The following is a 17,443-nucleotide window of genomic DNA, read 5'->3' as shown; positions in this document are numbered from 1 at the left end:
AAGCATAACGCCCTGCATCCCAGCGAGAGAGGAGCGGAACATGGCCAAGATCGTATGCGTGCTGTACGACGATCCGGTCGACGGTTATCCGAAAGCCTATGCGCGCGATGACGTGGCTCAGCCCAAATGCTATCCCGACGGACAAACGCTGCCCTCCCCAAAAGCAATCGATTTCAAGCCGGGTACGCTCCTTGGCAGCGTTTCCGGCGAACTAGGACTACGCAAATTCCTAGAGTCGAACGGTCATCGCCTAGTAGTGACATCCAGCAAGGACGGCGCGGACAGCATACTCGACCAAGAGCTTCCTGACGCCGACATTGTTATTTCGCAGCCTTTTTGGCCGGCTTATATGACACGCGAGCGGATTGCGAAGGCGCCCAAGCTCAGGCTCATCGTAACCGCGAGGCGCTTTCGTGTGTCCGGCCTCATAATGCGGCCATTCACCCGCCGCGGGCCCCGTTGGTGGTTCAAGCGGCGGCGCCAAAGGCAGCGCATTAATAAAGGTTTGCATTGGCGTTTTTTCCGAAGCACTATTTTCCTTGATGCGGGCGGAGTTCATTGAACTGTCAGTCTCGGCAAGAAGCGCGGCGGCGGCCGGCGTCAGTTGGGAGCGTTCATCATTCATGTCAGCGTCTGTTCAATTCGTATCTCCAACAAAAAGGCGCGTACGCGTCGGCAAGCGGAATAGGAAAGCGCCCAAGGATGCATCTCTAACGTAGTTGCGACCGGGGTGGCTCAGAGGAGAAGGATTATGAACAAGGACGTGCTCGTTCGGACCGCGAGAGCCATGGTAGCACCGGGGAAAGGCATTCTCGCCGCGGACGAGAGCGCCGGAACGATCGCGAAAAGGTTCGCGGCAATCGGCGTCGACTCTACCCAGGTGACGCGGCGCGATTACCGCCAATTCCTGTTCCGCGCCGAAGAGGCAATGAATCGATATATTTCTGGCGTCATCCTCTTCGATGAGACCATTAGACAGACCGCCAGCGACGGGACGCCAGTCGTGAAATACATCGAGGCGGCCGGCGCCATTCCAGGCATCAAGGTCGCATGAGGCTTCCACTTCCAGGGAAGGAGATCGTCGATTCTATTGATCGGGTGATCGGCGATGTGGGCGATGACATCCGCAAGCCAGGCTTCCGGATCGATGTCGTTGAAGCGCCGTTTCGATCAGCGTATACATGATCGCCGCGCGACGTCCGCCGTCGTCGGAGCCGGCAAATAGCTAATTCTTTCTGCCCAAAGTAAGCGGTCTGATTGCGCGTTCGGCGGCGTTGTTCGACATTTCGAGACATCCGTTATCGACGTGCCAACTGATGGATTAGCCGATTGCGCGTGGGCGGAAAGTAAGTCGCTCCCGTGGCAATAAGGTCGTCGCCGTGATTCTAAATTTCGCGCTCAGCCCCCTACAGTAGAGCATCTGCGGGACCAAAGGATTCTATGTCCCTGGCCGGCTGCTCCCGCTCTGATCGCTCATCAACTCGAGAAGCTACGGCGTCGGCCTACCTGTTCCCTCAGCAGCCTGAAGTAATGATCTGCGTGCTGCAAATAGTTCTCGATTTCGGTTGCATCGCCGGTCGATCTGGCGACGCGCGCGAGCGCCAAATAGCGTTCATAGCTTCCTTTGGCGTCGATAAACCGAATGCCTGCGGGTCTGCCTCGCTTCTGATCTGACGCTTCGGATCGACCCGAGAATGGTCCGACCGCCGAACCGTGTCCACGAATTTTAGGACCTCTATGCGTGCCGTTTTGCATGACTACTCCTAAGTCCGTTGCGGTCGTTGATCTGCGAATTATCAGTGGCCCGGCATACGAATGTCGATATTGCCCCGGTCGATCGCCTTAGATCCAGGATGCGGCTCTCAGGCCTACGATCAGATCCATGAAGATTCATTGGGGCGTTTGCGCGGTCATTTGATAGCACCGCTCCGCCACGCGGCAGTGTCTTTGCACCGCCGGCAGACGCGCTCACCCGCCCAGGCGCTCAGAAACGACGATCGGCAAACGAGGCATTTTCTAATGGCTTGTTCAATGGTTCGCGTCACCGCTGATTCTTCATGCCGCCCGCCCACGGCTGTGTTGTGCCGCTCGGATGCGCAGTTGGACGTGGGTAAAGTGGTTGGTCTTTCCCAGAGGCTGCGCATGTCTTGGTCAAACCTCCCGAGAATCAGCGTTCTCTCTGTTTGCGTTTCTCGATATCGGAAATATGTACGCCGCCACTCTCTGCAACGTAAACGCTAAAGGCTATAATTCCTAGCTGAAGTTCAGACGTCGAATGATATGCGCTTGCGCTCGACGAGCTTTCCGAAACAGTGTGTTGGCGTTAATTCGCTGAAGCGTCTGATTCACTATTGAAACTCTGCTCGGGCAATCGCGAGCGAGATAACCGCTTCGAAAAAGGATTGCATGTGCTTCTTTCTGGCAGTCGTCGCAAGAGCGCGATGGACGTTGTCGCGAAAACTGATCTGCGTGCGCCGCCGCTGGTCGGCGCGCAATCAACACGCCGGCATGGCTGGCATGAGCGCCATCTACAAGATTTGCCGGCGCAAGGCGCCTCTGTACCCGTAAAGCTCCGTCTCCAGCGCTGGCGGTGTCGAAACGAAGCCTGCGAGCGTAGAACATTTGCGACGCAACTGCCCGAGGTGGCGGCTTCTCGAGCGCGACGAACCGATCGAGCGGCCGAAGTCGTTTACCTTTTCGGCCATGGCGTCGGCGGGCGTCCCGGAGAGCGCTTGATCAAGCGAATGGGGATGCCGAGAAGCGATGATACGATCCTGCGCTGTGTCAAACGACGGGTAAAGGAGCGCAGCTCCGAGGGGAAAACGCGGGTTGTCGGTGTCGATGACTGGTCATGGCGCAAGGGCTTCACATACGGGACCATCATCGTGGACCTGGAGCGACGGCAGGTGCTCGATCTCTTTCCGGAACGCGCCGCTGGCATGACTGCTGATTGGCTCAGGCAACGTCCTGACGTCGAGATCATCAGCCGCGATCGCTGCGGTTTGTTCGCCCAAGGCGCGCAAGAAGGCGCGCCGCAGGCGCGGCAAATCGCCGACCGTATCCACATTATGCAGAATCTGCGCGAGGCCATTCAGGTCCAACTCAGCCGCGCGCCCGGGTTTTGCGCACGTCCTTTGTTGCCGACGGACGGCGAAGAGGTCGCCAGCGTGAGAGATAAGCACGGTGGCGCCGAGCACCGCCGCTTATCCAGAATAGCGAACCAGCATTCAAGGCAAGCGGTTTTCGACCACGTTCGCGCGCTCTGGAACGAAGGCAGAAATGTCCGTGAGATCGTGCGACAAACGGGATTCGATCGTCGAACGATCGCCAAATGGATTCGAGTCCATACGCTCCCCGAACGGAGCGCTTCGGCGCCAAAGACGACGTCGCCGCGACATTTCGAAGATTATCTATCACGCCGCTGGTTAGAAGGTTGCGTGCGCGGCCGTCACCTTTTCCAGGAAATCAAAGCGCGCGGTTACACAGAGAGTTTTTCAAACCTTGAGCGACTTTTGGCGAAATGGCGCAATCCGAAATGCAAGACGGAGAATTTGAAGGCCACATCGGCTGTTCCGAATCCACGACCTGTCGATCCCGCGACTGGACATTCGATTTCGCCAATTGTGGCTGCGGCGCTCTATATCAAGCCGCAGGGATTGTTGACCGCCAATCAAGCTGCGAAAGTCGATGCGCTGAAAAAGGATTGGCCAGAGTTCGCAACAATGCGTCGACTCGCCATGCGATTTAGGGGCATGCTCAAAAGCAAGAGCGTCGGCAAACTCGGCTCCTGGCTGAAAGACGCACAGAAGTCGGGCTTGTACGCGATGCAACGTTTCGCGCGCACGGCGCAGAGAGACATCGACGCGGTGAGAAATGCGATCACTGAGCCATGGAGCAACGGCCAGACGGAAGGACAAATCAATCGCCTGAAATCGACACGCGCCCAGGAGAACTAGTCGCCGCATTTTGAGGAGAGACATCAGTCGTCGCAAGTTCGGGATCGCAACACTCCTTCGACAAAGTTGCTTTACCAGCGCTGTCCGCCGCCACTTCTTGGGCGGATACAGCGGGTATGCGGGATGACGAGCTCGGCGGCGTCTTCGATGGCGATGAGCCGTTCGTCCTCGGGGATCGCCGCGATCAGCGCTTTGGAGAGTGTCGTCTTGCCGGAGCCCGTCGCTCCCGAAATGAGGATGTTGCGGCGGGTCAGCACGGCGAGCTCCAAGAACTCCCGCCATTTGCCCGCTTCCTTTAAGGCGAGCAGGCGATGCTCGTCGGCGGAGAGTTCGTCGCTCGCAGCGCACACTTCGTCGAAGAGCTTCGCTTTTTCGAGGTTATGAAGAGTCATGGTCAGGGCCGCGGGCTTGCGGATCGTCAGGCTTACCGTGCCGGCGGAGACGGCGGGCGGGACGACGATCTGGCAGCGCTCGTCGTGAAGAAGCGTGGTCGAGACGATCGGGCGTTCGGCGCTGACATCCTGTTTGGTGAAGCCCGCCGCTGCGGTCGCAAGATGCAGAAGGTGCTCTTGCGACAGCGCCGACGCTTCGTGCCGCGCCCAGCCCATAGGGCCTTCGACGAAGACTTCGCCCGGGCGATTGACGACGATCTCTGTCAGGCACTCGTCCGAGAGATAGGGCGCCAACGGTTCGAGATAGCGCTCGAGGACAAGGCGCGCGCCGCCGCGATCGCCAGTTCCGGCGGATCTCACGGCTTGGTCACCATGACATGGTCCGCGATGGGCGCCGGAGGAGGATCGAATATCTGGGTAACGCGTCTCGATGCGGCGAAGCCGATAGACGGAGGAGAAATCGAGATCGCGCGCGCCGAACACATTGACGAGTTCGCCTTGGTTCTTGTTGAGCGTCGGCGGAATGTCGATCGAGTGCTGGACGGCGACGGCCGCGGCGGTATTGGCGGCGCCTGGCGCGTTGACGATCTGAATGTCGCTCGTTTGTAGCTGCTGGCGACCGATGGCGGCGGCGTCGCCGACGATCGACAATAAGAGCGCGCCGCCGAAACGCTGCCAGAAATGCGTATCGATCTCGCCGTCGAATCCGGCGCGGCCGAGCGCGACGATCACGCCCGTAGGGGTTCTTGCCCGCGTCCACAGCACGAACAGGCGGTGCGAGCCGCGCCGGACATTGGCGCGATATTCGCCGACGATCTGCGTACCCTTTTCCATCAATACGACATTGCCCGAATCCGACATCACGTCGCGTGAGACGACGCAGGAGACGAAGCCCGGAACGTCCGACGACATGGCGGTTTCGAGAACGCAAGGAATGGCGGTCCCCTGCGCGACGAGAAGATTGCGGTCGGGAAGCCGCGAAGCGCGCACGCCCTCGAGCGGGGTCGGCTGCAATTTGTCCAAAAGCTCGTTTTGCGGCGGCGGCTCCCCGATTCCGTTAGGGTAGGACCCGAACTCGTTTGTAAGCGGATTGTGAGTCGCTCGCGCCTGAAGCGGCCGGTTGTAGGCCAGCACCGGCCCGCGCCGCGCGCTCTCCATCAACTGATCGGTCGGCGAGGGCGTCAGCGCCGCAGGGGCGGGGCGCGGAATGGCGCCCGTGACGTCCGGCCATTTCGGCGTCGGCGGCTCCCGCGCCGTTCGCCTGACGGATCAGGAGTTTGTTGGGCGCGGGGTCATTTGCTTTCCTTTCGCCCTTCCATGTCCCCCAGATGATCAGCGCCGCGAAGGCGGTCAGCGCCGCGGCCCCGAGGCCGCGCTGGAGCGTCGCTCGCCGGCTGGTTTCATTCGAGCCCGCTACCGGAGTAATGCCGCGCTCACCGGGCAGGGCGTCGGTCTGAGTCATTTCTCACCTTTCATCGCCGTCTGGTCGGGGCTTTCGGCAGCCGAGCGACATTGGGGCTCATCGTATTTGTGTCGGGGTTGACGCCGACCGGATCGAAGGCCTCGTTGTAGATGCAGAGAACGTCGCCGCCTTTGCGCAGCCGAAACTCCAGCGCTGTCGCATGGACGGTGACGAGCTCGCCGCGCACGTCCTTTGGCGCAAGCGTCTCGGAGCCGTCCGAGGCGATGAGATAAATCGCCGGCACTTCGCGGTTGCCGGCGAAGCGGAAGGTCGTCTGCTTTCCGTCGTCGAATACCGTTTCGGGCTCGAGATCGATCGATCCTTGCGCCGAGAAGCACCAGTTGCGCGCCCCATAAGCGCGAGAGACGTCGAAAGCCTGTTCGATCAGAGCACCTTCGCGCCCGGCTCCCCGAGCCGCCGCCTCTATACGGCGGCGCTCGATCTCGTCAACGGGATAGGCGAAGCCCACGACGAAATAGCCCTCCGCAAGCGAGCTTTCCGCGATCGACAGCTCGAATTGGTAGGAGCGCTTGCGGCCGTTGGCCCGCGTGGTCACGACCTGCAGATTGGTCGGCGAATGCTTCTCGCGCGGCTTGAGGAACAGGATCGATCCAGCGGGCGCGACCTCCCAGGCGACGGAGTCGCCGATCGCCACATGCGCGATCTCTTCGTCGTCGGCGAAAACAATCTGCGTCGAGGCGCAAATGACGCCGTTGATCTTGACGACATTGGCCGGGTCATAGGTCACCATCCTCACGCGCGAGTCGCGCGGCGAATATCTCTCACAAGCCGTTCAGACGACGGTTTCGGGCTATCGGATTTCTGGCTCATCTTCACTCCCTGACGGTTACGATGAGACAGAAATCCTCCTTTCAGCAATCCGCCCAGTTTGTCTCAAAGGCCCTGACGCCGGACACTCCTTCCGGGAAACCACTGACGGCCGCGCGTCAAGATTCGCCGGAGCGATGGCGAGCTGCGGGGCGGACGCCATGAAACGGCCGGCGCGCATCCGTGGCTGGCGCTTCCTGCTGCTTAATGGCGCGACGGGAGCGGCGAACGTCGTCATGCTGGCGAACGTGCCGGGCTATACGGTGCTCGCGCCTTATGCCGCCGGGAGCCTTCAAGGCGTGACGCCGAGTTACCGCACTTGGGCGACAACCGACCATATGATCGGCATCGCTCTCGGACTCCCGTTGTCACGGTGGTTCTCTGGACGGTTTGGCGACTATCGTGTGCTCATTAGCGCGCTCGTCGCCTACGCTGTCTTCTCGCTGATGTGCGCGGCGAGCGAGACGATCTGGTTTTTCGCGCCGATGCGCTTTCTGCTCGGCCTAATTGGCGGCGTCGCCTTCCGCTCGCGCAATCGATGACGCTTGCGCAATATCCAGATGATCAGCGCACGCTTGGCGTCGGCTTTTGGGGCGTCATGAGCATGGCGCCCTTCACCATCGGCGTCTTCATGGGCGGCTTCTGGGCCGAACATTTCAACTGGCGCTGGCTGTTTTATTCAAACGTCCTGGTCGCCTTACCCGTGGCGGGCGTTGTTGCTGCGCTGTTCTATGGGAGCGGCTTTGAGCGCCGGATGACGCGCTTCGACACGATCGGCTTCATTCTGCTCGCCACGGTGCTGCTCGGCGTGCAGACGATTCTCAACATGGGCAATGATTTCGACTGGTTCGCCTCGCCCGTGCTCGCGTGGCTGCTTCTGGTCGTTCTCCTCGCTTTGCCGATGTTCATCTTCTGGGAGTTCGGCGAGCGGCGGCCCGCCCTCGACCTGCGGCTTTTTCTGCACCGCAATTTCGCGATCGCTACATTCTGTTCGCTGATCGGCTTCCTGATCATTCCGTCGAGGCTTATCCCGCGATCGGCGGCCATTCGATTGGCCGTGCGGAAGGCCTCGTCTATCAATCCCTATGCATACCGTTCCTTCCACGTTTTCCTCAGGTCTCGCCCTCGAATCGAAGCCTGATTGCAGACGCCTTTGGTCAATTAAGGCGCTATGAGCCGAATTGAACCGACAATAGGGTGGCTAATTTGAATTTCCGTCATCCAAATTCCATAGCCGATCCAGCAGGATTTTCAGATCGGCGTGGCAGCGTTCGATATGCTCTCGAATGACGACTCGGTCGTCATGCGTCAGAGTATCCAGCCTGATGTTGAACCACTCGCGCTGGATAGTCTCACGCAGCGATTCTATTCCTCGTATTAGCTTCTCAGTTTCGGTCATCGTATGGGCGCAGTTTTCCCCGCCTGTTCCGCAGTGAGACTGGTCAGACGCCAGCCGAATTCGCCGAGAGCGCGCGCGCGGACGCGGCGCGCGCCAAGCTTGAGCACACGAATTCATCGATTGAGGTGATTGCTATGGAATGTGGTTTTGGAAACGCCGAACGCATGCGACGCACGTTTCAGCGCCTTTTCGACGCTAGTCCGGTCGACTATCGAGCGCGCTTTAGATCGACGCTAGACGCCTGACTTAGGCCGCGAAACCGCGAATTCGGCGCAAACAGCTTCATCAACTTGATCCAACGACAACATGGGAGGAACCCCCATGCGCATTCTCTTTTTGACTTCCGCACATAATAGCCTCAGCCAGCGGCTCTTTGTCGAACTCGCCGAACGAGGGCACGAAATTCGGGTGAGCGTTGTCGCCAGCGGCGCTGAGATGGTCGAAGCCGCCGAGCAGCACGCTCCAGATTGATCGTCGCGCCGATGTTGACGATCGCGATTCCAACCGAAGTTTATACCCGCACGAAATGTCTGATTGTGCATCCGGGCGTCAAAGGCGACCGAGGACCATCGTCGCTCGATTGGGCCATCACGAGCGGCGAAAAGGCATGGGGCGTCACTGTCCTGGAAGCCGCTGAGGATTTCGACGCGGGGCCAATTTGGGCCTCTTTGGAATTTGCTCTCGATTCAGATCCGCCGAGCAAAAGCAGTCTCTATCGCGGCCCGGTGACTGAAGCCGCTTTGTCCGGCGTGCTCGAAGCGATTGCGCGGATCGAGAGGGGCGAAGTTCAGTCCGGAGGCTGGCGGCCGGAGCCGCTCTGCGAGGCCATGTCTTACGCGCGCGGTCGCCTGCGCCCGCCGATGAAGCAGGCGGATCGCTCGATTGATTGGGAAAAGGACTCGGCGGCGACCGTCATCAGGAAGTTGCGCGCCGCGGACAGCGCCCCGGGCGTTCTGAGCAAGTTGCTGGACGTAGACTGCTTCCTGTTCGGCGCTCACGCAGAGGATCGCCTTAGAAGCGCGCCCGGTCAGATCCTTGCGCGGCGTGATGGCGCGATCTGCATCGGCGCCGTGGATGGCGCCGTTTGGATCTCCCATCTGAAGGCGAAGAGCGATCAGGCGAACAGCGACATTTGCCGCCTGGCTCAGATCGGCGTTGGCTGCGAACGATGCGCTGACGAGTTCTGCGCCGCCTCCGGAATCAAATTGCCTGCTGCTCAGGTGTTAGGTCCGCTGCTTCGCGACACGCCCGAAACGCCACTCGCGATTGATGCGCCGGACGACCATCAGACGTACAGGGAGATCGTCTATCGCGAAGAAGACAACGTCGGCTATCTCTCGTTTGACTTTTACAATGGCGCGATGAGCACCGCGCAATGCAAGCGTTTGCGCGACGCTTTCCTTTACGCCCGCTCGCGCCCGACCAGAGTCATCGTGCTGCTCGGCGGACGCGATTTCTGGTCGAACGGCATCCATTTGAACGTGATCGAAGCGAGCGCCGATCCGGCTCAAGAGTCATGGCGAAACATCAACGCCATGGACGATCTGGTGCATGAAGTCATCAACACCATGTCGCATATCGTGATCGCGGGCATGCGCGGCAACGCCGGCGCGGGCGGCGCGATTCTGGCGTTGGCGGCCGATCAGGTTTTTGCGCGCCCCAGCGTTGTTCTTAATCCTCACTACCGCAGCATGGGGGAACTCTATGGTTCCGAATATTGGACCTATTTGCTCCCAAAGCGCGTGGGGCAAGATAAAGCGCTGGAGCTTACGCAGGGCTGCCAGCCTCTGGGCGCGCGAAAGGCTTGCGAGATCGGCTTTCTCGATGAGGTCTTCGGCGAAGATATAGAGGTGTTTGAACAAGAGCTGAGACTGCGCGCCCTGGCGCTGGCGCAAGGGCCGGATTACACTGCGCGGCTGGTGAAAAAACTCCAGCGGCGGCTGGATGACGAATTGGTTAAACCACTGGCGAGCTATCGCGACGAGGAGCTCCAGTGGATGCGGGCGAATTTCTTTGGACCTGACCCTGCCTATCATGAGGCGCGTCGGCGATTTGTCTTCAAGGGCGCCCCGCCTAAAGTTGGAACGCCTTCTTTAATTCGGCGAGACCAATTCGAAGGGGGAGCTATTGAAGGCATGCAAGAGGCTGCATATAGACCTGAATTCCAACCAAATTGGGCAGTGGAGCAGCAGCGCAGATTGCTCACCGTGGCCCAAGCATGGGCGAATCTGCTGCGGCTAACGATCCGGCGCCTCTTTGCAACGGCTCAATGAATCTCGCGAGCTGATGCGTCTAGCGCGAAGCCTAGGGAAGGAGCGAAGACCACCTGGTACTTGATCACCGTCCACAAGCTCGTTTGCTCACGCCCTTGAGGGACCGCTTTTTGCCGCTAAGCAGACTCCGACTCAGCAAGTCGTTAAGGTTCGATTGTCGACGGATCGGCATCGCCGACGCCAGAGCGGTAAACACGCGGCGAGACGATCTATTCCTGCAGCGTATCTGTGCTCGCTGCGCGTTCATCTGGGGATTCCGGGCTTAATTCAGATGGGGCAATACCGAGGGGGAAACATGACCGACACATCAGTTCCAGCGCCTTATGGCAAAGTGACACCCTATCTCTGCATCGCAGGCGCAGCGAAAGCGCTTGATTTCTACAATAGCGCATTCGGCGCCAAGGAGCGCGTGCGCATCGAACTCCCCAATGGTCTCATTGCCCATGCTGAGATCATGATCGGCGATTCGATCGTCATGCTCTCCGATGTCTATCAAGAGAGCGGGTTAGCGTCGCCGAGAACGCTCGGCGGTTCGTCTGTCAGCCTAAATGTCTATGTGCCCGACGTTGATTCAATCTTCATCAAGGCAATCGAAGCCGGCGCAACCAAGGTCTGTGGTCTGCAGAATAGGTTCTACGGCGATCGTAGCGGAACAGTGCGCGATCCTTTCGGTCACGTCTGGGCGTTCGCGACGCGCAAGGAAGAGATCACCGTCGACGAGCTCAAGCGCCGCGCGCTGGATATCTACTCTTCCTTGAACGCCGCGCCCGCAAAAGCAGGAACGCGGTAGTCGGCGGCCTCACGGCGAGTGCGAGCAGCGCGTCGAAGAATTCGCCGGTCGCGCCTTTGATCAGGAATGAGCCCGGCAAAATGTCCAGCGTCAGGACCTTTGAGACAGATTGGGCGGATTGGAGTGGAAAAAAATTGGGGTCATCCGGGGTGTCAATCGGCTCGCAAAATTGACCCGTTATCGGCGTCCAACATTGGCTCTGACGCAGACTTGATGCAGGCTGCGATGAGTTCGCGCCAAAATCCGCGCGCTTCGAGTAGACGGATTTTTGCGCGCCCATACATCTGTCGCTTCACGAGTTTGAGCTTTGTGATCTGACCTCCGGTCTGTCCGTTCGACAAAGCGGATATGATTGCGGCGCGCACTGCAGCCCTGTCTTTTATTGCGCCGTTAGCCAAGGACGCGACGAGACTCAATTTTGCGTGCTCAATCCAGACGTCGAGCTCCGCATCATGCTTCTTTCGGATGATGGCGTGGAAAGCTGCGATGACGCTTCGCGCTTCGACGAGCAGCGGGACGCCGCTTTCTACGCCGCAATCGTTACGGATTCTGACTTGGAGAGCGTGTCGCGACCTGTCGTCATCAGCCGCGCAATGGTTCTGACGGAAGGGAAGCGGCGCAAGCTTGAAGTCTCAGCTTTCTCGGCCCGACGCCGCCGTCCAGCCCATTCGGAAACAACCCGCCAACATCCCCGGAGTCCCTCTTCAGACGCCGCCAAAGCTCGGGCCCGCTGTGAAGGCCTGCGGTCCATTGCGCGTTGAGCTTTGAGCCAGGGAAGATATGGCTCCAGCGAACTTTCGCGCGTTCGGAATACGTCTGAACGCTGGCCGCGCAAAATCCTGCGCACGAAACCCCGGCTATGGCCGGTCTCCCACACGATCTGCTTGATAGGCATTCCTTTTTTGGCGCGCGCAAGAATGGCGGCGTTTGCATATTCCCGCCGCAGATATCCCTCGTATTGAATAACCTCAGCGGCGGTGAGCAGATCCGGGTCGACGGTCGCCGCGCCAATTGCGGAGCGGATTTGACGCATCGACTTGCGAACGGCGTCGAGGAAGGCATGGCTGGCGTTCGCCATCAGATGCCAGCGATCGGCGACCTGCGTCGCCTGCGGTAACGCCTTGGTGGCGGCCAGCGAATAGGCGCGCCGCGGTCACGCGCGACAATGGCGATCTGTGGCTGAGCGGTCAGCCACGCCTGCGCGGTCGTGGGCTCCCTCTCGGGCCGAAGACGGATGGACCGTCGTCGTTCGAGATCGCAAATGATGGTGCCGTAACGCTGATTGCGCTTCCACGCCCAGTCATCGCTCCCGACTACAGTAGGCTTGGGGAATGGTGGACAGCCTCGCCGGCGAACGGCCCTCAACAAGGTGTCGTTGCTTACCGGCAGCATTAATCGGCGAGCGAAGTTGGCGGCAGGACGGCCGCCGAGGGCACGTCCCGGATGATGGACAAGGCAGTCCAGTCGCGCTGTCCGGCGAGCCGACGGTGCCAGAACATCGGCGCTAAAGCGCTCCGTGAAAATTGCGCGACGACAGGAAGTAGCGTCGCATCGGAACCGGCGCGCGATGACAATGAGCCGAACCTGTCGACCCGCCAATGGCAGATCGGCCAAACGCCGGAGATAGTGGCTGTGGACGCGCTCAGCGATCGTCGCGCAACCCGGGCATTGACTTGATTTGCTCGTGTGGCGAACCGTGATGACCGTGATCGCGCCATCTTGGACGGCATTTTCAACGTGGAAACCGGGTGGCACAAAGGCCGCGGGGCGCAGGCTGCGAGGCATGGCATTGATTCCTTCATGAAACCAACACGAGCCCGCGCCCGAACTTCAACAAATGTGATGGGTTGGAACGGCCCGATTGATCCGCAGCGGCTCGGAACTAACGTGGCCGTTGGAAGTAATTCGAATCAAAGGGGTCATTCCATGGATATCATCGCCACCATCGGGTTGGACTTGGCCAAGTCCGTCTTTCAGATTCACGCCATTGATTCTTCCGGTGACGTTATCGTGCGTCGCGCCTTGCGACGGGCAAAGTTGTTGGACTTCTTTCGAAAGCTGACGCCTTGTCTTGTCGGCATGGAGGCCTGTGCAAGCGCCCATTTCTGGGCTCGCCACATGCGAGCTTGCGGTCACGATGTTCGCATTATCCCGCCAATTTACGTCAAGGCCTACGTCAAACGCAGCAAGACCGATGCAGCCGATGCGGAAGCGATATGCGAGGCGGTGACGCGACCGACCATGCGCTTTGTCCCGATAAAGACTCCAGAGCAACAAGCGGCTGGCATGGTATTGAAAACCCACGACCTCCTCGTTCGCCAGCGAAGTCAGACGGCAAATGCTTTTCGCGCGCATATGTCGGAACTAGGCGTTGTCGCCGCCGCAGGGATGGCGAGTCTTGCAAAGCTTGCAGGGGCGATTCGCGATCCAGAGTATCGCGATATTCCCGACTTTGCGCGTCAGGCTCTCCTGGAAATGGTCCAGCAAATCGATACTCTCTCCGTCAGGATCGAACGCCTTGATCGCGATATCCTGACATGCGTGAAGGAAGACGAAACTGCCCGACGTCTGACCACCATCCCGGGCGTTGGGCCAATTATCGCCGCCACTGTCCGAGCCGCGGTGCATGATGCTCATGGCTTCCGAACGGGGCGTGATTTCGCCGCCTGGACAGGATTGGCGCCAAGAGCACACTCTAGCGGCGGCAAGGAGCGGCTCGGATCTATCTCGAAACGCGGCAACCGGCAGCTCAGAACGCTTCTGATTGTCGGAGCAACGTCCATAATCAAACTGGGCAAGCGTGGCGTGAAGCTGCCCCGGTGGCTAACAGGCCTCATCTTGCGCAAGCCTTACAAACTTGTTGCGGTCGCATTGGCCAACAAGATGGCAAGGATCATCTGGGCGCTGCTAACGAAAGGCGGCGTCTACAAAAAGTCGCCAGTTGCCATCGCGGCCTGACCAAACATAGGTTTCCGACAGGAAGCTGTCGGCCAAGCGCAAAGGTGCCGAGATAGAGATGAACCACAAGGGACGCCATCCCGGTGTCGGCCAGACCGTCTGACTCACTGCGCCTCGAGCGCGTAAAATTGATTAGAGTCGCCGATATCGCGCAAACTCATCGTGGCCAGCGGTCCAATGCCCGCACACAAAGGCCGGACATATGACTGCACCGTCCCGCGGAGTTCAGTTCTCACAAAGCACCTTGCCAATCGGGCCGTTCCACATATTGAGTCAGAGCCAAATTTGCACGCCGAAACACACATATGCCCGTTGCGCGGTCTCGATCATCTTGCGCTCTCCCGCGCGGATCTCGACATTGCCGATCCCCGCGCAGTCGAGGAGGTGCTGGCGGCCGTTCGACCGTGGGCCGTTGTCAATGCGGCGGGTTACGTGCGGGTTGCGGACGCCGCGCGAAAAAAGGCGCGCTGCATTCGAGGGAACGTATTGGAAGCTACATCATGCACGTCAAATGCTCCTGGAAGCAGTGGAGATCGTTGCGAACTGGAGCGAATACGGGATCAAGCTGGCCTTCGAAAAAGAACCGGATTATCTCTGCGGATGCGTCCGGGCCGCTTGAATCCGTGTGGGAAGCCTCCGCAGAACCACCCGACCAAGCATGGCCAAGGCCTTCCACTAACCAATGTTCTGCCTGGGGCGCACATCTTCCGTCGAAAATAGACGTGCGGACATACCTGCGCCCCCGTTGCTCGCCGACAAGCCGCGCGCTGGACGTTGAACTCATGTTCGAGACCTGGGCAAAAATCCTGTCCGAGTTAACCGGATGAACTTTCGAATCCGCGGTCCCGTGAAAAACTATTGTGCGCACCGCTTCGGCAGGGGCTGTCGAGTTATTCTTCTCCTGACCAATTACGTTTCCCCGCATCGCACTCAGCGCCGACTCCAAGTTTGAAGCGCAACCATAAGGCAGCCCGGAATGGATACCAGCAGCCGCATATAGCTCGGGATACGTGGAAGTCAGAATGGCGGCCATGGCGCCCCCGGACGACATTCCGGCAACGTAAATTCGCTCCGGGTCTATGTCGAAGTCCAACATCATTCGACGTGTTATTCCCGCGACAATCGAGGGTTCCCCGGAATCTCGACGCTGGTGTTCATGTTTATACCAGTTCCAGCACCTCATCCGGTTGGCGTCCAGCGCTTGGCAAGGATAGGCGACAACGAATCCATGTATCTCCGCGAGCAAGTTCATGCGAGTGCCAACTGCGAAATCTAGCGAGGTTTGGCCGCAGCCGTGCAGCATCACCACGAGAGCTGCCTTATCGGATCTATGGCTCGGAACGTAAACTAAGTATTCTCGTGCTCCGTGTTTACCTTCAAACGTTCGTGCGAAGTAGGCAGCGCCCTTTGCAATGGGGCTCCGTGGAAGTGAGCCCGGTACGCCCCGCGCGTCCTGATTTTCAGCGAGGAGCTCCAAAATATTTCTCAGCGGCCTCGTCTGAGCGTTCTCATACCCCGTCATTCTCAGTTGACTCCCGCGTCAGCTTGGAACAGCAGTGATTGCTCTTCCAAGGCTCAACGGCTTCGACGGAGACTTGTTCCTCCCAGAGAATTAGGCCCCCATTTTTTAGAGATTTACGCCGTCGGAGGCGACACTGTTCATAAGGTGAACGGCGGCGGTGAATGACGTTAACGTGATTGCAGGAGAAAGCCCAAGCGGCCGAGAGCCGCTTGGGCTTGGCGCGGTGGTTTCAGGGGTGGACGGCGGCGTGGGTTGTTGCCGCAGCAATTGTTTTCGTGCCACAGGCACCGCCGAGGGGTGCGGAGCCGACGCTGTTATAATACTCGGCATAATGAAGATAGCTCGCTAGGTGAGCCGAGGCGCGGGAACTTCCCGACGTAGGGCGGAAGCGTCTTGGCTCCGGTACTGCGCCGTTGAGCAGCACGCAATGAGCTTCGTCAACACCAACTGGCGCCGGCATAGCACGCCCGCAATCAATCAATGCCGCCGAGCTCTTGGAACGGATAACCTGGTCGAACTATGCCGCCGAGCCGTATGGCGATAAGGCGATCACCAAGCATGATCGCGCAAAGCCCATATGGGCTATCAGATGGCCGGAAGTGAGCTTCACGTGCGCTTCGCAACAACTCGGCTCTTTGCCAGATTCTAACGCCTTGATATTCCGTTCACGAAAATCACAGCGATGGAGAACAACACTATCCAGGACCCATGGCGCCGAGAGAAGGCCTCGGGCACGGCCGAGAAAACACGCTGCTCGCAGCAACTGTCGGCTAGCAGAACAACTCTCTCGCGAGCGTCGCTCCGCTGGAAAAAATGGCGACCTGCTCATGCCAATAGCGGCCGCCACCGCACGAATTATCCGTCGGACCATTCTCGCGGTGAGATGGTCCCGCAATGGGGCGCCGCCATTACGTTATCGAAGCGCAATCGGTCGGAATCAGCACTTTGAGGTGGGAGCTAACTCAAGCGATGATTGTCCGACATTGTCCTCTTGAGACGCCCTGAGGGGGCTCCCAGCGAAGCAATTTATGGCTCGAATCCTGCTGGCGGTCTGGTTCCAAACGGGAAGGATCAGATGATAACTACCAACGTTCGGGAACTCGGCTCATGTCAAAAAGACTTACTCGGTGGGCTTACGTAATTTAGCTGACTGCATTGATTCAGGCGGTCGTGCGAGGGCTGCGGAAGCGGCAGATATGCCGCTCGAAATTAGGCAGCCTTTCCAAAGGGTATTTAGGTATTGCACATTCCAGCACAGCGACTCCCCGAAGTAGCACAGAGACAGAGCTAAGAAAGCCAACGCAGCCCATATGAACCACTCGTGCAAAGCCATCGGGGTTCTCCTTCGCCGACAAACTCGGAGTGAAACCCGATACCCTGCGCGAATGTTCCATCCCTATTGTGCGCTATGCGTCGAGGATGGTTCGCATAAGCGCGCGTTTTTGCGTCGCAATCGCTCCAAGTATTCGTGCGGTCGACCGTCACCGGCCATCTTGAAAGACGAATACCATTAAGAACGGAATGATCGTAGATCGATGTATTTGTTGCAAGCGGCCAAGTGTCGGAATAGTGGAACAGCGGCCCTAGGGAGGCTGAAATCAAGACGGTGAATTCGACTGAAATGCCATCGAAGGCCGCACCAATGGCTACGTCACTAGCGAAGCGCGCAAAACATCTTGTTCATTTCTCAGAACGAGAAGCGCGAGAAGCGCGAGAGAGGAACGCTACTCCTGACGCGCACCCGCTTTAGGATCGTGCGCTTCCGGGTGCGTCTATCCCACGCTAGCGGACTGCGAAGCGTCGGCGTCGCCATACGTGAGCACTGTGACATAGGGCCCGGCCCGTTCACCGCTGGTGATCACT

The 17,443-nt window shown here is 59.0% G+C and carries 13 protein-coding genes and 5 pseudogenes; 11 read left to right on the top strand and 7 right to left on the bottom strand.

Annotated features, from left to right (window positions below; genetic code table 11):
* Window positions 1–40 precede the first annotated feature (40 nt).
* Window positions 41–403: pseudogene (locus A3OO_RS0119020) on the top strand (NAD-dependent formate dehydrogenase); the annotation flags it as partial.
* 348 nt (window positions 404–751) lie between these two features.
* Window positions 752–1,048: pseudogene (locus A3OO_RS0119015) on the top strand (class I fructose-bisphosphate aldolase); the annotation flags it as partial.
* An 8-nt stretch (window positions 1,049–1,056) separates the two neighbouring features.
* Here the strand turns inward: A3OO_RS0119015 and A3OO_RS23200 are convergent.
* Together A3OO_RS23200 and A3OO_RS24615 are read right to left on the bottom strand one after the other, a co-directional pair.
* Window positions 1,057–1,282: pseudogene (locus tag A3OO_RS23200) on the bottom strand (transposase domain-containing protein); the annotation flags it as partial.
* Window positions 1,283–1,476: 194 nt separating this feature from the next.
* On the bottom strand, window positions 1,477–1,755 hold the full coding sequence (locus tag A3OO_RS24615; RefSeq protein WP_083909816.1) for a DUF4167 domain-containing protein: 279 nt from the start codon (window positions 1,753–1,755) through the stop codon (window positions 1,477–1,479).
* 686 nt (window positions 1,756–2,441) lie between these two features.
* On the opposite strand from A3OO_RS24615, the gene A3OO_RS0119000 reads away from it, so the two are divergent.
* Window positions 2,442–3,956, top strand: coding sequence for an ISL3 family transposase (locus A3OO_RS0119000; protein ID WP_156824953.1), 1,515 nt, complete (start codon window positions 2,442–2,444; stop codon window positions 3,954–3,956).
* 71 nt (window positions 3,957–4,027) lie between these two features.
* Here the strand turns inward: A3OO_RS0119000 and virB10 are convergent, their stop codons facing one another.
* Window positions 4,028–5,506: a type IV secretion system protein VirB10 gene (gene virB10, locus A3OO_RS24390; protein WP_018409437.1), complete on the bottom strand. Its 1,479-nt coding sequence runs from the start codon at window positions 5,504–5,506 to the stop codon at window positions 4,028–4,030.
* Window positions 5,507–5,820: 314 nt separating this feature from the next.
* Entirely contained in the window at window positions 5,821–6,561 is a 741-nt protein-coding gene (locus tag A3OO_RS22175) for a TrbG/VirB9 family P-type conjugative transfer protein (RefSeq protein WP_018409436.1), read from the bottom strand.
* Window positions 6,562–6,799: 238 nt separating this feature from the next.
* Between A3OO_RS22175 and A3OO_RS24385 the strand changes: the two genes are divergently transcribed.
* Window positions 6,800–7,180 (top strand): MFS transporter, encoded by a 381-nt coding sequence (locus tag A3OO_RS24385; RefSeq protein WP_245257227.1) that lies wholly within the window; start codon window positions 6,800–6,802, stop codon window positions 7,178–7,180.
* The gene (locus A3OO_RS24380; protein WP_245257226.1) at window positions 7,177–7,779 is read left to right on the top strand and encodes an efflux MFS transporter permease; all 603 of its coding nucleotides are present in this window, start codon (window positions 7,177–7,179) and stop codon (window positions 7,777–7,779) included. The genes A3OO_RS24385 and A3OO_RS24380 overlap by 4 nt, the downstream gene beginning before the upstream one ends.
* Before the next feature lie 60 nt (window positions 7,780–7,839).
* Here A3OO_RS24380 and A3OO_RS0118975 read toward each other — a convergent pair whose 3' ends face one another.
* On the bottom strand, window positions 7,840–8,037 hold the full coding sequence (locus tag A3OO_RS0118975; RefSeq protein ID WP_018409435.1) for a hypothetical protein: 198 nt from the start codon (window positions 8,035–8,037) through the stop codon (window positions 7,840–7,842).
* Between A3OO_RS0118975 and A3OO_RS24870 the strand changes: the two genes are divergently transcribed.
* The 4 genes from A3OO_RS24870 (at window position 8,001) to A3OO_RS0118960 (ending at window position 11,100) form a co-directional block, all read left to right on the top strand.
* The gene (locus tag A3OO_RS24870) at window positions 8,001–8,282 is read left to right on the top strand and encodes a helix-turn-helix domain-containing protein (protein ID WP_083909814.1); all 282 of its coding nucleotides are present in this window, start codon (window positions 8,001–8,003) and stop codon (window positions 8,280–8,282) included. The genes A3OO_RS0118975 and A3OO_RS24870 overlap by 37 nt on opposite strands.
* Before the next feature lie 76 nt (window positions 8,283–8,358).
* Window positions 8,359–8,508, top strand: a complete 150-nt coding sequence (locus A3OO_RS24375; protein ID WP_245257225.1) for a formyl transferase — start codon at window positions 8,359–8,361, stop codon at window positions 8,506–8,508.
* 11 nt (window positions 8,509–8,519) lie between these two features.
* The gene (locus A3OO_RS22165; RefSeq protein WP_245257224.1) at window positions 8,520–10,310 is read left to right on the top strand and encodes an enoyl-CoA hydratase-related protein; all 1,791 of its coding nucleotides are present in this window, start codon (window positions 8,520–8,522) and stop codon (window positions 10,308–10,310) included.
* A 295-nt stretch (window positions 10,311–10,605) separates the two neighbouring features.
* Window positions 10,606–11,100: a VOC family protein gene (locus A3OO_RS0118960; protein ID WP_018409431.1), complete on the top strand. Its 495-nt coding sequence runs from the start codon at window positions 10,606–10,608 to the stop codon at window positions 11,098–11,100.
* 245 nt (window positions 11,101–11,345) lie between these two features.
* Here A3OO_RS0118960 and A3OO_RS23185 read toward each other — a convergent pair.
* A pseudogene (locus A3OO_RS23185) lies at window positions 11,346–12,885 on the bottom strand (ISL3 family transposase); the annotation flags it as partial.
* Window positions 12,886–13,026: 141 nt separating this feature from the next.
* On the opposite strand from A3OO_RS23185, the gene A3OO_RS0118935 reads away from it, so the two are divergent.
* Window positions 13,027–14,058: an IS110 family RNA-guided transposase gene (locus A3OO_RS0118935; protein WP_018409426.1), complete on the top strand. Its 1,032-nt coding sequence runs from the start codon at window positions 13,027–13,029 to the stop codon at window positions 14,056–14,058.
* Between the two features lie 177 nt (window positions 14,059–14,235).
* Window positions 14,236–14,529 (top strand): annotated as a pseudogene (locus A3OO_RS24865) (sugar nucleotide-binding protein); the annotation flags it as partial.
* A gap of 22 nt (window positions 14,530–14,551) precedes the next feature.
* Here the strand turns inward: A3OO_RS24865 and A3OO_RS22155 are convergent.
* On the bottom strand, window positions 14,552–15,580 hold the full coding sequence (locus A3OO_RS22155) for an extracellular catalytic domain type 1 short-chain-length polyhydroxyalkanoate depolymerase (RefSeq protein ID WP_018409425.1): 1,029 nt from the start codon (window positions 15,578–15,580) through the stop codon (window positions 14,552–14,554).
* Window positions 15,581–17,443 lie beyond the last annotated feature (1,863 nt).

This window comes from Methylocystis rosea SV97 (genome assembly GCF_000372845.1).
GTDB classification, from domain to species: domain Bacteria; phylum Pseudomonadota; class Alphaproteobacteria; order Rhizobiales; family Beijerinckiaceae; genus Methylocystis; species Methylocystis rosea.
The sequence above is the reverse complement of the archived record's forward strand: the minus strand, read 5'-3'. Positions and strand labels throughout refer to the sequence as shown.

Coding starts and splice junctions, on each gene's coding strand:
- A3OO_RS24385 (WP_245257227.1), top strand. CDS start 6,800: ATGAAACGGCCGGCGCGCATCCGTGGCTGGCGCTTCCTGCTGCTTAAT.
- A3OO_RS24375 (WP_245257225.1), top strand. CDS start 8,359: ATGCGCATTCTCTTTTTGACTTCCGCACATAATAGCCTCAGCCAGCGG.
- A3OO_RS24615 (WP_083909816.1), bottom strand. CDS start 1,755: ATGCAAAACGGCACGCATAGAGGTCCTAAAATTCGTGGACACGGTTCG.
- A3OO_RS22155 (WP_018409425.1), bottom strand. CDS start 15,580: ATGACGGGGTATGAGAACGCTCAGACGAGGCCGCTGAGAAATATTTTG.
- A3OO_RS0119000 (WP_156824953.1), top strand. CDS start 2,442: ATGGACGTTGTCGCGAAAACTGATCTGCGTGCGCCGCCGCTGGTCGGC.
- A3OO_RS0118960 (WP_018409431.1), top strand. CDS start 10,606: ATGACCGACACATCAGTTCCAGCGCCTTATGGCAAAGTGACACCCTAT.
- A3OO_RS22175 (WP_018409436.1), bottom strand. CDS start 6,561: ATGGTGACCTATGACCCGGCCAATGTCGTCAAGATCAACGGCGTCATT.
- A3OO_RS24380 (WP_245257226.1), top strand. CDS start 7,177: ATGACGCTTGCGCAATATCCAGATGATCAGCGCACGCTTGGCGTCGGC.
- virB10 (WP_018409437.1), bottom strand. CDS start 5,506: ATGGAGAGCGCGCGGCGCGGGCCGGTGCTGGCCTACAACCGGCCGCTT.
- A3OO_RS0118935 (WP_018409426.1), top strand. CDS start 13,027: ATGGATATCATCGCCACCATCGGGTTGGACTTGGCCAAGTCCGTCTTT.
- A3OO_RS0118975 (WP_018409435.1), bottom strand. CDS start 8,037: ATGACCGAAACTGAGAAGCTAATACGAGGAATAGAATCGCTGCGTGAG.
- A3OO_RS22165 (WP_245257224.1), top strand. CDS start 8,520: ATGTTGACGATCGCGATTCCAACCGAAGTTTATACCCGCACGAAATGT.